Source organism: Blautia acetigignens (genome assembly GCF_025566865.1).
GTDB lineage: Bacteria > Bacillota > Clostridia > Lachnospirales > Lachnospiraceae > Blautia_A > Blautia_A acetigignens.
In genome coordinates, this window is record NZ_JAOQJM010000006.1 from 130077 (window position 1) to 144926 (window position 14850).

Genomic DNA, 14850 nt, shown 5'->3' on the forward strand with positions numbered 1-14850 from the left:
GCAGGAAGGCTTAATGGTCCTATGAAAGAAGGGGCATGCAAGTGATAGAAAGGGGAGTGAGCAGTGGCCACTTCCCTTTTTTATCGGAACAGGCATGTTTGCAAGATGCCTGTTCCATGCTTTCTGGCAGTGACTCTGCCATGAATAAGAAGGAGAAAAACGAAGATGAGTGAATATGCAATTGAAATGCTGGGAATCACCAAGCGCTTTCCCGGAATCATCGCAAATGACAATATCACGCTTCAGTTAAAAAAAGGTGAGATCCACGCACTGCTTGGTGAGAACGGAGCAGGCAAATCCACCCTGATGAGCGTTCTGTTCGGTCTGTACCAGCCAGAAGAGGGAGAAATCCGCAAGGACGGCAAAAAGGTAGAGATCAAGGACCCTAATGATGCCAACGACCTTGGAATTGGTATGGTGCACCAGCACTTCAAGCTGGTAGAATGCTTCAGCGTTCTTGACAACATCATTCTTGGCGTGGAGACCACAAAGAATGGTTTTCTTCAAAAAGACGGCGCACGTAAAAAAGTGATGGAGCTTTCCCAGAAATACGGTCTGTCTGTAGATCCTGACGCCATCATTGAAGACACCACAGTTGGTATGCAGCAGAGAACAGAAATCCTCAAGATGCTTTACCGTGACAATGAGATCCTGATCTTTGATGAGCCTACCGCAGTGCTCACTCCCCAGGAGATCCAGGAACTGATGCAGATCATGAAGAACCTGGCAGCAGAGGGCAAGAGCATTCTGTTTATCACTCATAAGCTGGGCGAGATCATGCAGGTTGCAGACCGCTGTACCGTTCTTCGCAAGGGCAAATACATTGGCACCGTAAATATTGAGGACACCAATCCGGAAAAGCTTTCAGCAATGATGGTCGGACGAGATGTAAGCTTTGTTGTAGAAAAGAAAGAAGCAAAGCCAGGAGAAGTAGTCCTTGATATTAAAGATATGACAGTGGCATCCAAGCGCCACAAAAACAATGCAGTAAACGGTGTTTCTCTTCAGGTTCACAGAGGAGAGATCGTATGTATTGCCGGAATCGATGGAAACGGACAAACAGAATTTGTATATGGACTTTCCGGTCTGGAACCACTGAAAAGCGGTACGATCACCATGAATGGAAAAGATATTACACATATGCCTATCCGTGAGCGTCTTACATCAGGAATGAGCCATATTCCGGAGGATCGCCATAAGCATGGTCTTGTACTGGATTATTCTCTGGAAGATAATATTGTTCTTCAGAGATATTTTGAGCCACAGTTTACCAACAAATTGGGATTCCTTAAAAGAAAGGAAATTCGCAAATATGCCAACCGCCTGATTGAACAGTATGACATCCGTTCCGGTCAGGGCGCTGTTACAAAGGCCAGATCCATGTCCGGAGGAAATCAGCAGAAAGCCATCATTGCCCGTGAAATAGACAAAAATCCGGAGCTTCTTATTGCTGTACAGCCTACAAGAGGCCTGGATGTAGGTGCCATTGAGCATGTGCATAAGCAGCTGGTACAGGCAAGAGATGCAGGCAAGGGAGTTCTTCTTGTAAGCCTGGAGCTGGATGAGGTTATGAATGTATCTGACCGCATTCTGGTTATGTATGAGGGAGAAATCGTAGGAGAATTTGATCCGAAGAAGGTAACTGTAGAGGAGCTTGGTCTTTACATGGCAGGATCAAAGAGAAAGGAGACAAAGAGCAATGAATAATGATTCCAAAAAGAAAGCAGGCATTCTGAGAAACAATGCATTTCAGACCATCATTGCTTCTTTGCTTTGCATTGTAATCGGTCTTTTGATCGGATATGTGGTACTTCTTATTATTAACCCCAAAGGTGCTGCAGGAGCAATTACTGCTATTCTGAAAAACTATTTTTATTATCCAAGCCAGAAGGCCATGATGAAATACATGGGAACTACGCTGGTAAAGGCGTCTGCACTTCTGATGTGTTCCCTTTCTGTTCTGTTTGCCTACAAGGTTGGTCTTTTTAATATCGGTGCTGCAGGACAGTATGTAGTCGGAGCAGGAGCATCCCTTTATTTCGCATTGAAGCTTGGTATGCCCTGGTATGTGTGCATGATCGCAGCCGTTGTGATCGCAGCACTGCTTGGTGGAATTTCCGGAGCATTAAAGGCTTACTTTAATGTAAATGAGGTTATTTCCTGTATTATGCTGAACTGGATTTCCCTGTATGTGGTCAATATGCTTCTGACCCAGGTAAAATCCGAGTCCACCCCATATACCGTGGATCTTTCCAGCGGAAACAAAAGCGCACTTCTTCCAAACTGCGGACTGGATCAGATCTTTTCCGGAAACAAGTTCGTTTCCATAGGTCTTATTATTTCTGTGGTTATGGCAATCGTCGTATGGGTACTTCTGGAGAAAACCAAATTCGGCTTTGAGCTTCGCGCAACCGGTATGAATAAAAATGCCGCAAAATACTGCGGTATGAAAGAGAAGAGAAACACCATCGTAACCATGATGATCGCTGGCGGCCTTGCAGGACTTGGCGCAGCTGTATTCTATCTCAGCGGAATTGAGACTTGGATGGTACAGCAGACAACTGTTCCGGGAATGGGCTTTAACGGAATCGCGGCAGCATTCCTTGGAGGTCTGAACCCAATCGGAGCGATTTTCTCCTCTTATTTTATCCAGCACATTACAAGCGGCGGAAGCTACGTAGACAAAACCATGTACTGTGCACAGATCTCTGATCTGATCTCCGCATTTATTATTTATCTGTGCGGATTTGTATTCTTCTTCAAACTTTGGTTAAACCGTTATCTCGATAAGAGAGATGAGAAAAAAGCTGCAAAAGGAGGAGAAAAATAATGTTATTATTGATTCAGTATACATTAATATTTGCTTCTGTATTGATTCTCGTAGCACTTGGCGGCTGTTTTTCTGAGCACAGCGGTGTAATCAATATCGGTCTTGAGGGAATTATGGTTATGGGAGCACTTGGCGGTGCCCTGATGATGAAATATCTTCCGGAATCTGCTCCGGCAGCGGTTGTGATCCTTCTGGTTGTTCTGGCAAGCGTACTGGTGGGAATGGTCTTTTCCCTGCTTCTTGGCGTAGCTGCCATCAACTTTAATGCAGACCAGACTCTGGTTGGAACTGCCCTGAACCTTCTTGGACCTGCGGCAGCAGTTGTTATCGTGCGTGCCATCAACATGGCAGAGAACCCGGACAACGTTTCTTCCACAGTTGCTTACAAGGTGGCAAAGAAAGCATTCCTGGTAAGAATCGGCAAATTTGAGTTCAGCTGGTTCATGCTGTTTGCTCTTTTGATCCTGATCGCTTCTTATATTGTATTATACAAAACCAGATTCGGACTTCGTCTTATGGCATGCGGCGAGCATCCCCAGGCAGCTGACTCTGTAGGTATCAATGTGTTCAAAATGCGTTATGCAGGCGTTCTGATCTCCGGTGCTCTTGGCGGACTTGGCGGACTGGTTTATATCACAGCCGGCGTCAGCGAGTGGAAATTCGAGAACGGAGTTGCAGGTTTTGGCTTCCTTGCACTTGCGGTTATGATCTTCGGACAGTGGAAACCGGTGAACATCGGACTGGCAGCCCTTCTGTTCGGTCTGTTCCGTGCCCTGTCCAACGTATACACAGGCTTTGATGCACTGGTTGCACTGAAGCTTCCAAGTACTCTGTACAACATGTTCCCATACATCATTTCCCTGATCGTCCTTGTATTCGTATCTAAGAACTCCAGGGCACCAAAGGCGGAAGGTATTCCGTACGATAAGGGACAGAGGTAAACCTCCGAATGGCTGGAGGATTGCGGGAGCTGCGCAGCAGCGGAGCAATCCGTAGTATCGGAGTAAAATTGGAGTAAATTATTAGGAGAAGGTGACACTATGAAAAATTACTCAGAGGATGCCAGCAGGCAGTATCATATTCAGGTGGCGAAAGGGGAGGTTGGCCGCTATGTGATTATGCCAGGCGACCCCAAAAGATGCGTGAAGATCGCCCAGTATTTTGATGATCCGGTTCTCATTGCGGACAACCGGGAATATATCACCTATACAGGAACCTTAGACGGTGTGAAGGTCAGTGTAACCTCCACCGGAATCGGCGGCCCGTCCGCCTCCATTGCAATGGAAGAGCTGTCCCGCTGCGGCGCTGACACCTTTGTCCGCATTGGAACCTGCGGCGGAATGCAGCCGGAGGTAAAAAGCGGCGATATCGTCATTGCCACAGGAGCCGTCCGCATGGAAGGCACCAGCCGGGAATATGCGCCTATCGAATATCCGGCAGTAGCTAATTTGGACGTAACAAACGCCCTTGTAGCAGCCGCAAAAGAAAAAGGACTTTCCTACCACACAGGCGTGGTACAGTGCAAGGATGCCTTTTACGGACAGCACGAGCCGGAGGCCATGCCTGTTGGCTACGAGCTGATCAATAAATGGGAAGCCTGGAAGCGGATGGGATGTCTGGCTTCCGAGATGGAATCCGCAGCCCTTTTCATTGCTGCAGGCAAGCTTCGCGCAAGAGCCGGCTCCTGCTTCCTGGTACTTGCAAACCAGGAAAGAGAGAAGCTTGGACTGGATAACCCGGTTGTGCACGATACAGATATGGCAATCCGCGTGGCAGTAGAAGCTGTCCGCAAGCTGATTAAAGAAGACTAGAGCCTGTTTAAAAAATCATTCCCGCAATCTGCACGCCCCACTTTGCGGTATATTTTGCCCGAATTCAGTTGCCGTAGCCCGCTACGGCGCCCTCATCCGGACAAAATTTCCCACAAATTGTGACGCACATCTTGCAGAAAGCCTTTTTCAAACATGCTCCAGGCAGATTGAAAATAGAGAGAATATAAGAAACGAGGAACCAGAATGGACGTAAAAGAAATTTTAAAACATGTAGATCATACCCTTCTTCTCCAGCCATCTACCTGGGAAGAAATCAAGCAGATCTGTGACGATGCTATGGAATATGGAACAGCATCTGTATGCATTCCCCCAAGCTACGTAAAACAGGCAGCAGAATATGTAGACGGAAAAATGGCAGTATGCACAGTCATCGGTTTCCCAAATGGCTACATGACCACAGCAGCCAAGGAATTTGAGACAAAGGATGCCGTTGCAAACGGCGCATCTGAGATCGATATGGTCATCAACATTGGATGGCTCAAGGACAAGAAATACGACCTGATCGAGAAAGAGATCCGCACCCTGAAAGCAGCATGCGGAGAAAAAATCCTGAAGGTGATCATTGAGACCTGCTTCCTCACAGACGAGGAAAAAATCAAAATGTGCGAGATCGTAACCGCAGCAGGCGCAGACTATATCAAAACCTCCACAGGCTTTGGCGGCGCAGGCGCTACCTTCGCAGACATTGAGCTGTTCTCCAAACACATCGGACCAAATGTGAAGATGAAAGCAGCAGGCGGAATTTCCTCCCTTGAGGATGCTGAGAAATTCTTATCTCTTGGCGCCGACAGACTGGGAACCAGCCGTATTATCAAGATTGTAAAGAACGAGAAAGCTACCGGCTATTGATTACAAGATGCAATTACCGAAGGTAATTTGGAATGCATTTTGGCACGTAATGGTGAAAACACGAAACCGTTGCGATATGAAAAAGAAACAAGGGGTGTGAGAATGGAAAAAGAAATCAGAAATAAATTAATCGATACTGCCATAGCGCAGCTGCAATATTCTTATACACCATATTCCAATTTTAAAGTAGGCGCAGCCCTGCTGGCAAAAAATGGTCAGACCTACACCGGCTGCAACATTGAAAACGCAGGCTACACCGCCACCAACTGCGCGGAGCGAACCGCCTTTTTCAAGGCTGTAAGCGAAGGCGTTAAGGAATTCCAGGCAATCTGCGTAGTAGGCGGAAAAGAGGGCGTTCTTACAGAATATGCAGCTCCCTGCGGAGTATGCAGACAGGTGATGATGGAGTTCTGCAATCCCGAAACCTTCCAGATCATTCTGGCAGTGGACAAGGAGCACTACGACATTTACACATTAAAGGAACTGCTTCCTCTGGGCTTTGGCCCCACTAATCTGGCCTGACCGTAGGAGAATAAATTATGACAACAGAAGAATTAAAGGCCCTCCCCAAGGTGGAGCTTCACTGCCACCTGGACGGCTCCCTCAGCCGGGAATTTATAGAATCAAGACTTGGACGGGCAGTACAGCCAGAAGAACTTAGCGTATCAGATGACTGCACCTCCCTGGCCGAATACCTTGAGAAATTTTCCCTTCCCGGACAGTGCATTATGGATGAGAAGGGATTAGAAGGGGCTGGCTATGACGTGCTGAAAAGCATGAGCCAGGAGAATGTGTGCTATGCGGAAATCCGCTTTGCCCCTCTTTTATCCGAGACAGAGAGCATGAACTGCCGGTCAGTGATCGAAGCACTTTTAAAAGGTCTTGAGCGCGGCAAAAAGGATTTCGGCGTGGACTTCGGCGTGATCACCTGTGCCATGCGCCATCATAGCCAGGAGGACAACAGCCGCATGATCAAAACCGCCCGGGAGTATCTGGGATATGGAGTGTGCGCCGCGGACCTGGCAGGCGCGGAAGCCTCCTACCCAATGTCACAGTTCATGGAGCTGTTTACAGACACCTGCAAATTGGAAATGCCCTTTACTCTCCATGCAGGAGAGTGCGGAAGCGTGCAGAACATTGTGGATTCTGTAAAAGCAGGAGCTGGCAGAATCGGTCATGGAATTGCCATGAGAGGTTACGCTGATCTGCAAAAGGAGCTTGCACAGATGGGCATCGGAATTGAGATGTGCCCCATCAGCAACCTGCAGACAAAGGCAGTACAGAGCACTGCCCAGTATCCCATCTGTGAATTTTTAAATGCAGACCTGAAGGTTTCCATCAACACGGACAACCGCACCGTCAGCAATACCACGCTGACCAAGGAACTGCAGTTCATTCAGAAGACCTATGGAATTACAGATGAGGAGATTCTGATCCTTATGAAAAATGCGGCAGACACTGCATTTGCAGGCGAAGAAGTCAAAGAGAAACTACACAGAAAACTGTATATAGGCCGATAAATGACCTGTTGAATAAAACATGGCAGAGGCAATTCTGTTAAATAAAAAAAAAGCAGCAGAAATGGGGGATTTTATTTTGAAAAAATATGAAAGGATCTTTGTGATCGTCCTGGATTCTCTGGGAATCGGCGCTATGCCGGATTCCGAAAAGTTTGGTGATGTGGGAGTGGATACCTTCGGACATATTCTGGATAAAATGGGTTCCCTGGAAATACCAAATTTAAGAAAACTGGGAATGTTAAATCTGCATCCTGCCGGAAATATGACAGGCGTGGAGCATCCTATGGGCCGCTACATGCGCATTACAGAAGCCAGCAACGGCAAGGACACTATGACCGGGCACTGGGAAATGATGGGAATCAGAACAACCAAACCCTTTATCACCTTTACAGATCACGGATTTCCGGCGGAATTGATCGCAGAGCTTGAGAAGCGCTGCGGCAAGCGCGTAATTGGAAACAAAAGCGCAAGCGGCACGGAGATTATTGAAGAGCTGGGCGAAGAAGAAATCAACACAGGCGCCATGATCGTCTACACCTCCGCAGACTCTGTCCTTCAGATATGCGGAAATGAGGAGACCTTTGACCTTCAGAACCTGTATCGCTGCTGTGAGATTGCCCGTGAGATCACTATGAAGGATGAGTGGCGGGTAAGCCGCGTCATTGCAAGACCCTATGTGGGTAAAAAGAAAGGCGAGTTTAAGCGCACCAGCAACCGTCACGACTATGCCCTGAAGCCAACTGGCTTAACCACCTTGAATGCACTTAAGGATGCAGGACTGGATGTGATCGGCGTAGGCAAGATCAACGATATTTTCTGCGGCGAGGGAATCACAAAGACCTATCATTCCAACAGTTCGGTACACGGCATGGAGCAGACCATTGCCATCAGCAAAGAAGACTTTAAGGGACTTTGCTTTGTCAATCTGGTTGATTTCGATGCCCTGTGGGGACACAGACGAAATGTGGAAGGTTACGGCAAAGAGATTGAGAAATTTGATAAAAACCTGGGCGTTCTTCTTGAAGCGCTTCGGGAGGATGACCTTCTGATCCTGACGGCAGATCACGGAAATGATCCCACCTACACAGGTACAGACCATACAAGAGAATACGTTCCATTCCTTGCTTATTCCCCGCAGATGAAAGAGGGCGGAGCCATCGAAAACGAAGATACTTTTGCTGTGATCGGCGCTTCTGTTGCAGATAATTTCCAGGTTAAAATGCCGGAGGGAACCATCGGACACTCTATTTTGGAGAAGCTGGTTTAAGAGAGCATTTTTCAGATATGCTTCCAGACAGCAGAATATGAGGAAACTATATGAAACACACATACTTGCATGATGTACTTCCGTTTCTTCGGGAACTGGAAAGAGAGAAACAGAAACAGTTTGAAACTTATTTCCGCACAGCACCCTTGTGGCTGATGGATCTGTTCCAGAGCGAGGTGATGGAAGCTGGCATCACCTTTATCCGGGAAAATGAGCCTGCAGACACTATTTTCTTTGTGGCAAGGGGAAGGGTCAAAGCCACAGACTACAGGGTGTCTGGCATTGCCTACGATTTTATGAAGCCCATGAATCTGATCGCACTTGGTGGAATGGAAGTGATCCTGGGGCAGGACACCTACCAGACTACCCTGCAGACAGAGACAGAATGCATTGTGACCAAGCTTCCAAGAGCCCAGTATGAGAAATGGATCTATTCAGATACGGAAGCCTTTCGCACGGAAGCAAGGATTACCTGCGCTTCCCTTCTGGAGGAGGAGAGACGGAACCGGCTGTACCTGTTTCTGGAAGGTGCAGACCGGCTGGCTGTGCTGTTTGCGGACTGGTTTGAAAAATACAGTAAAAATGAGCAGCTTTGCATCAATGAGAGCCGTCAGAATCTGGCAGATGAGACAGGTCTCTGCCTGAAAAGCATTAGCCGTGCCATCAAAAAATTTCAGGCGGATGATCTGATCACCAAAAAAGGCAATCAGATCTGGATTAACGAGAAACAATACAGAGGCCTGAAAAGAACTGTAGATGAGAAAATAGGCAGCGTATAAAAGGAGAAGGTGTACATGAACGATTTATATCAGAAGCTTGAAACTTGCCTTGCAAGTGTCAGAAAAAAAACAGATTTTAAACCGGAGGTGGCGCTGATCCTGGGCTCCGGGCTTGGTGATTATGCAGATGAGATCCAGATTGAGACCACAATTGATTATACAGAAATTGAAGGTTTTCCAACCTCCACAGTTGCAGGACACAAGGGAAGGTTTGTATTCGGCTATGTGAAACAGGTGCCGGTTGTGATCATGCAGGGAAGAGTGCATTATTATGAAGGCTATCCTATGACCGATGTGGTGCTTCCTGCAAGACTGATGGGCATGATGGGAGCGAAGAAGCTGTTTCTCACCAATGCAGCAGGCGGCGTGAATCCATCCTTTCATCCGGGGGATTTCATGATGATCACAGACCACATTGCAACCGGGATTCCAAGCCCTCTTATCGGACCTAATATAGAGGAGCTTGGCTGCAGATTTCCGGATATGAGTGAGGTGTACAGCAGACGGCTTCAGGATGTGATCCGCACCTCAGCGAAAAAATGCGGCATTTCCATTCAGGAGGGTGTTTACGTGCAGTTTACAGGACCAAACTACGAGACTCCTGCTGAGGTGAAAATGGCAGCCATCTGGGGCGGGGACGCTGTTGGCATGAGCACTGCCTGCGAGGCGATGGCAGCCCGTCACATGGGCCTTGAGATCTGCGGGATTTCCTGCATCACCAACATGGCAGCCGGAATTTCAAAGGAAGAGTTAAACCACAAGGAAGTCCAGGAGACTGCAGATCGGGTTGCCAAATCCTTCAAGGAACTGGTAACAGAAATTATTGTGAATATGTAACAGGTAACAAAGGAGAAAGAGAAAGTATGGGAATTGTTGTAATCGGTGATGTTTTTATCGATGTGAAAGGGTATTCTACAGCACCTTTTATTCCAGGCGGAAGAAATGCGGGAGAGATCCAGCAGATCCACGGCGGAGTGGGAAGAAATGTGGTAGAGGATATTGCCAATATAGAGCTGAAGCCCACATTTGTCAGTCTGGTGGATGACGATGCCATGGGCGAGGAAGTGATCCGCAAGCTGGATCGCCACAAGGTAGACACCAGGTTTATGCGCAAGGTGCCAAACGGCATGGGAACCTGGCTGGCTGTTTTTGACCAGGACGGGGATGTGGTGGCATCCATTTCCAAGAGACCGGATCACCGCCCCATTGAGCGGATTCTGGAGGAATGCGGAGACGAGATCTTCCAGAATGCGGACAGCGTGGTGATCGAGATTGACATTGACAAGGAAATCGTGAAGAAAACCTTCCACTATGCGGAGAAATACGGCAAAAAAGTTTACGCACTGGTTTCCAACATGACCATTGCCATGGAGCGCAGGGATTTTCTTCGGAAAACAGCCTGCTTCGTCTGCAACCAGCAGGAGGCCGGAATTTTGTTTTCTGAAGATTATGACGGCCTTTCCCCGGAGGAAATGGCAGAGTGCCTGACAAAGCGCATCCAGTCAGCGCACATTCCCAAGATGGTGGTTACCATGGGAAGTGAGGGCGCAGCCTACGCAGACCAGGAAGGAAATCACGGTGTTTACCCGGCCAAGAAGGTGGATGTGGTAGACACCACAGGCGCAGGAGATGCCTTTTTCGCAGGTGTTTGCGTAGGACTGACATACGGCAAGACCTTAAGAGAGGCATGCGCCATCGGCACCCGCCTTTCCTCTACAGTTATTTGTACCTCTGATAACATTTGCCCAAGATTTATGCCGGAAGAATTCGGCCTTGACAGGTAGGAGCGAAAAAATGGAAAGTCTGATTATAGGAATTGCCGGAGGTTCCGGCTCTGGTAAATCAACATTTACAAACAGGATTAAAGAGCATTTCGGGGATGATGTGGTGGTGCTTTATCACGACAATTACTACCGCAGACAGGATGGAATTCCCTTTGAACAGAGGGTAACTGTCAATTACGATCATCCCGATTCCCTGGAGACCGAGCTTCTGGTAGAGCATCTGAAGCTTCTGAAGGCAGGAAAATCCATAGAATGCCCGGTTTATGATTATTCCCAGCACAACCGTTCCGATAAGATTCTTCACATTACCCCAAGTCCGGTGATCCTTGTGGAAGGAATCCTTCTTCTGGCAGATCCAAGGGTGAGGGAGCTTCTTGACATCAAGGTGTATGTGGAAGCGGATGCAGACGAGCGTATCCTTCGCCGGATCTCCCGGGACGTGGAAGAGCGCGGAAGGGATTTAAACGGAATCATCAACCAGTATCTGAATACGGTGAAGCCCATGCATTACCTTTATGTAGAGCCTACCCGTTCCAAGGCAGACATTGTGATCAACAGCGGTAAAAATGATGTGGCATTTGACCTGTTTGTTTCCAAGATCAGCATGGAGCTGGAGAAAAGAAAACAGGGCTGATAAGAAAAAAGCATGACTTAGAACCTTTTACAGGAGATGCAGATGTCACAGAATGATGAAAAGCTACAGGAGACAGAAATGACTGAGAAAATAAAAACTTCCAACGAGGGGCAGGAAGCTGCTTCACAGGACGCACAGCAGTCTCACAAAAGACGTGTGCGCTACAAGGGCAAATACCCGAAGAAATTCGAAGAGAAATATAAGGAGCTTCAGCCGGAGAAATACCAGGATACCATCCAGCATGTGATGCAAAAAGGCAACACTCCTGCTGGCATGCACATTTCCATTATGGTAAAGGAAATCCTTGATTTCCTGGAAATCAAGCCGGGACAGGTAGGCTTTGACGCTACTTTAGGCTACGGAGGCCATACGAAGGCAATGCTTCAGTGTCTTCAGGGAAAAGGCCATGTGTATGCCACAGATGTGGATCATGAGGAAGCCGCCAAGACCAAGAAGCGCCTGGAAGAGCTGGGATTTGGGGAGGACATTCTCACTATTAAGCTTCAGAACTTCTGCACCATTGATGAGATTGCAAAGGAAGTGGGAGGCTTTGATTTCCTGCTGGCAGACCTTGGCGTTTCTTCCATGCAGATCGACAACCCGAAAAGAGGATTTTCCTTTAAGGTGGACGGACCTCTGGATCTGCGTCTGAACCAGGAGGCCGGGATCAGTGCCGCAGAGCGTCTTGAGACCATCACAAGAGACGAGCTTGCCGGAATGCTTTATGAGAATTCTGACGAGCCCTACTGTGAAGAACTGGCAAAGGCCATCACTGATGAGATCCGCAGAGGAAACCACATGGATACCACCACCAAGCTTCGCCAGGTGATTGAGAAGACCCTTGATTTCCTTCCGGAGAAAGAGAAGAAGGAGACCATCAAGAAGACCTGCCAGCGTACCTTCCAGGCTCTTCGAATTGATGTGAACCGGGAATTTGAGGTCCTCTATGAATTTATGGAAAAGCTGCCGGATGCTTTAAAGCCAGGCGGAAGAGCCGCTATCCTGACCTTCCATTCTGGGGAAGACAAGCTGGTAAAAAAAGCGTTAAAGGCAGGATATAAGGCAGGAATTTATTCCGATTACGCCAAAGATGTAATTCGTCCGTCCGCACAGGAATGTGCACAGAATGGCCGCGCACGGTCTACAAAAATGAGATGGGCGATTAAAGCCTAGAGCCTGTTTGAAAATCATTCCTGCAATCTGCACGCCCCACTTTGCGGTATATTTCACCTGAATTCGGTTGTCGTAGCCCGCTACGACGCCCTCATTCGGGCAAAATCTCCCACAAATTGTGACGCACATCTTGCAGAAAGCCTTTTTTAAACATGCTCTAGAGCCTGTTTGAAAAATGGGGGAGAAACCGCATTACTGCAGTTCCATTCCCCATATTTTGCAGTCGCGGGTTCCCACGACCATATAACTTTGATAGACAGCAGGAGATGCTTCGATGACTCCCTCACTGATCTGGTGGCAGTCAAGAACCTCTCCTGTTTTTCCGTCCAGAAGATAAATGTGTCCGGTGCTGTTGCAGTAGAGCACTTTGCCGCTGCCGTCGGGATTGTACACACATACAGGAGAGGACCAGGCATAGGCAGCAGCATGCTCCCAGACGGCTTCCCCTGTATTTTTGTCAATGCAGGCAAGGACGCCCTCGGCCTGGCCTCCAGTTCTGGCTACGGTCACATAAATGTAGTCGGACAATTCCTCTTTACCCACTGCGATGGTGGACTGGACGCCGCCGGAGACCCCGTCCTCAGAAGAACACTCGTAGGATTTCTGCCAGATGATCTCTCCGGTCTCGGCGTCAATTTTCCATACCGGAACTTCCGCTGTGGAATTGCTTCGCCATCCAAGACGGAAGGAGGTGCTGATGTACAGGTAAAGATGTCCGTCCTCCACGGAAAGCACCGGGGAGGAGTTGGAGTCATCCAGAATGTCCTGTACCCACACCAGCTGCAGGGTGTTCAGATCCAGGCACATCAGATTGCCGCCATTGTCGGACATGAAAATATAGCCGTCGTAGATGGCTGCACTGTCCTCCATGCCAAGCCAGTAGGAAGCAACACTGGTTCTGGTTCCGTAATAATGCCATTTCACAACCGGGTCCGGGGCGATGGACAGGGTGCCTGCCGCTGGATCATAGCTGGTATTTAATTTGATCAGGTAGAGAATGCCGTTTTCCCCAGGATAGATCAGAGTATCGGTATTCGCATCCACAAGTGCGGAGGAGTCAAAATAGCTTAAGTTTCCGCGAAGGGAAAAAGAATCGTTATTTCCGAAGGTGTACATGACGCTGCAGTCCAGAAGGTTGACCACGAAAACCCTGGCGGTTCCTTCATTGCTGTCGTAGCCGGCACCTACATATAAGATTGGATAGCCTCTTGGGTCCAGTGCACCGGAGCCCTTGAAGGTGTAGCCCAGGAAAAGGGCCTCTCTTGTCGGCTCGCCTGTTTCCAGATCCAGGAAATACACATATCCGTCCATGCAGGCGTAGATCACTTCCACAAGGTCGTCTTTTTCTTTGGCCCAGTCGTACATGTTCATGGACTGTTTGGCTTCTTTGGACCATTTTTCCATAAGAGGCTGTCCGGTCCAGCCGCTTCCCGACCAGGTAGCATCGCCTACCGTGATGGAACCTGTGCTGGCGGTCCAGAGATCTGTTATTTTGCCCTCCTTGATCTGGGTGTTTCCATAGGAGGCGGTGTCGCGGAAATTATTGCCCCGGAAGGTGACAATTCCGTCCACATCTGTGTAGCTGATCCCTGCATCAAAGGAATGGGTGTCAGCAGACTGGTAATCAGAAAGATTTGCCAGGGTCTGCCCATTTACCTCGATGGCTGTGGAATCTATGTAAAGGGAGGGCTTTGTGGATTCCACACAGGCGGGGGAAAAGCTGGCAGGCTTTGCCATAGCTGCCTTTACCTCTGCAAGGGAGTCGGTTTGTTCCATATTAAGCCCGCTGTCCCCGGAAGTGGCTGCAACCATGGAGACGGTGTTGGCAGATTCTTTGATTTTCCCCACAAGCCGGGCGGCACCAAAAACGGTAAGGGCTGCAGCGCCCAGAATCCCGCCTGTGAGAAGCTGCTTTTTCATTAGGTACTTTCTTTTAAGCTGCCGCTTTCGTTTCCCTATTTTTCGTTTCATACTGTAAATCCTTCCATTTCATTAAAGCTGAAAAAAACTTTTAAGAGATGCTAGAGCGTGTTTGAAAAATCATTCCTGCAATCTGTGACGCACATCTTGCAGAAAGCCTTTTTCAAACACGCTCTAAGATTATACAGCCTGCCGCATGGAAATACAAGGCTGGCCGGGCAATCTTTTTCCTTGACAGATACTATTGAACATTGCTAAAATA

16 protein-coding genes and 3 pseudogenes are annotated in these 14850 nt (G+C 48.2%); 15 read left to right on the top strand and 4 right to left on the bottom strand.

Annotation, left to right across the window (positions count from 1 at the left end; translation table 11 throughout):
- The first annotated feature begins 165 nt into the window (after positions 1–165).
- The 4 genes from OCV70_RS09600 (at position 166) to udp (ending at position 4641) form a co-directional block, all read left to right on the top strand.
- A complete protein-coding gene (locus OCV70_RS09600; protein WP_021924627.1) occupies positions 166–1707 on the top strand; it encodes an ABC transporter ATP-binding protein in 1542 nt (513 codons plus the stop codon).
- Complete coding sequence (locus OCV70_RS09605) at positions 1700–2830, top strand: ABC transporter permease (RefSeq protein WP_117853424.1); 1131 nt, start codon at positions 1700–1702, stop codon at positions 2828–2830. The genes OCV70_RS09600 and OCV70_RS09605 overlap by 8 nt, the downstream gene beginning before the upstream one ends.
- Positions 2830–3771 (top strand): ABC transporter permease, encoded by a 942-nt coding sequence (locus tag OCV70_RS09610; protein ID WP_021924629.1) that lies wholly within the window; start codon positions 2830–2832, stop codon positions 3769–3771. The genes OCV70_RS09605 and OCV70_RS09610 overlap by 1 nt, the downstream gene beginning before the upstream one ends.
- Before the next feature lie 99 nt (positions 3772–3870).
- Entirely contained in the window at positions 3871–4641 is a 771-nt protein-coding gene (udp, locus tag OCV70_RS09615) for a uridine phosphorylase (RefSeq protein WP_021924630.1), read from the top strand.
- 64 nt (positions 4642–4705) lie between these two features.
- Here udp and OCV70_RS19730 read toward each other — a convergent pair whose 3' ends face one another.
- Positions 4706–4900: a DUF6783 domain-containing protein gene (locus OCV70_RS19730; RefSeq protein WP_317259460.1), complete on the bottom strand. Its 195-nt coding sequence runs from the start codon at positions 4898–4900 to the stop codon at positions 4706–4708.
- On the opposite strand from OCV70_RS19730, the gene deoC reads away from it, so the two are divergent.
- The 10 genes and pseudogenes from deoC to OCV70_RS19735 all read left to right on the top strand — a co-directional run.
- A complete protein-coding gene (deoC, locus tag OCV70_RS09620; protein ID WP_021924631.1) occupies positions 4846–5511 on the top strand; it encodes a deoxyribose-phosphate aldolase in 666 nt (221 codons plus the stop codon). The genes OCV70_RS19730 and deoC overlap by 55 nt on opposite strands.
- Before the next feature lie 69 nt (positions 5512–5580).
- Positions 5581–6033, top strand: coding sequence for a cytidine deaminase (gene cdd / locus OCV70_RS09625; RefSeq protein WP_416795309.1), 453 nt, complete (start codon positions 5581–5583; stop codon positions 6031–6033).
- A 17-nt stretch (positions 6034–6050) separates the two neighbouring features.
- Positions 6051–7031: an adenosine deaminase gene (add, locus tag OCV70_RS09630; RefSeq protein WP_021924633.1), complete on the top strand. Its 981-nt coding sequence runs from the start codon at positions 6051–6053 to the stop codon at positions 7029–7031.
- Between the two features lie 76 nt (positions 7032–7107).
- Complete coding sequence (locus OCV70_RS09635) at positions 7108–8298, top strand: phosphopentomutase (protein ID WP_262579665.1); 1191 nt, start codon at positions 7108–7110, stop codon at positions 8296–8298.
- Between the two features lie 50 nt (positions 8299–8348).
- A complete protein-coding gene (locus OCV70_RS09640) occupies positions 8349–9077 on the top strand; it encodes a Crp/Fnr family transcriptional regulator (protein ID WP_262579667.1) in 729 nt (242 codons plus the stop codon).
- 15 nt (positions 9078–9092) lie between these two features.
- Entirely contained in the window at positions 9093–9914 is an 822-nt protein-coding gene (locus tag OCV70_RS09645; RefSeq protein WP_021924636.1) for a purine-nucleoside phosphorylase, read from the top strand.
- 26 nt (positions 9915–9940) lie between these two features.
- Positions 9941–10861, top strand: a complete 921-nt coding sequence (locus tag OCV70_RS09650) for a carbohydrate kinase family protein (protein ID WP_021924637.1) — start codon at positions 9941–9943, stop codon at positions 10859–10861.
- Positions 10862–10871: 10 nt separating this feature from the next.
- Complete coding sequence (gene udk / locus OCV70_RS09655) at positions 10872–11495, top strand: uridine kinase (RefSeq protein WP_021924638.1); 624 nt, start codon at positions 10872–10874, stop codon at positions 11493–11495.
- 78 nt (positions 11496–11573) lie between these two features.
- Positions 11574–12668 (top strand): 16S rRNA (cytosine(1402)-N(4))-methyltransferase RsmH, encoded by a 1095-nt coding sequence (gene rsmH, locus OCV70_RS09660; RefSeq protein WP_202031032.1) that lies wholly within the window; start codon positions 11574–11576, stop codon positions 12666–12668.
- A 27-nt stretch (positions 12669–12695) separates the two neighbouring features.
- Positions 12696–12755 (top strand): annotated as a pseudogene (locus OCV70_RS19735) (DUF6783 domain-containing protein); the annotation flags it as partial.
- On the opposite strand, the pseudogene OCV70_RS19740 reads toward OCV70_RS19735, so the two are convergent.
- The 3 genes and pseudogenes from OCV70_RS19740 to OCV70_RS20155 all read right to left on the bottom strand — a co-directional run.
- A pseudogene (locus OCV70_RS19740) lies at positions 12735–12797 on the bottom strand (DUF6783 domain-containing protein); the annotation flags it as partial. The pseudogenes OCV70_RS19735 and OCV70_RS19740 sit on opposite strands and share 21 nt — an antisense overlap.
- Positions 12798–12860: 63 nt before the next feature.
- On the bottom strand, positions 12861–14639 hold the full coding sequence (locus OCV70_RS09665; RefSeq protein ID WP_021924641.1) for an outer membrane protein assembly factor BamB family protein: 1779 nt from the start codon (positions 14637–14639) through the stop codon (positions 12861–12863).
- A gap of 40 nt (positions 14640–14679) precedes the next feature.
- Positions 14680–14742 (bottom strand): annotated as a pseudogene (locus OCV70_RS20155) (DUF6783 domain-containing protein); the annotation flags it as partial.
- On the opposite strand from OCV70_RS20155, the gene OCV70_RS20160 reads away from it, so the two are divergent.
- Positions 14720–14836, top strand: coding sequence for a DUF6783 domain-containing protein (locus tag OCV70_RS20160; RefSeq protein ID WP_408610285.1), 117 nt, complete (start codon positions 14720–14722; stop codon positions 14834–14836). The pseudogene OCV70_RS20155 and the gene OCV70_RS20160 overlap by 23 nt on opposite strands.
- The last annotated feature ends 14 nt before the right edge of the window (positions 14837–14850 follow it).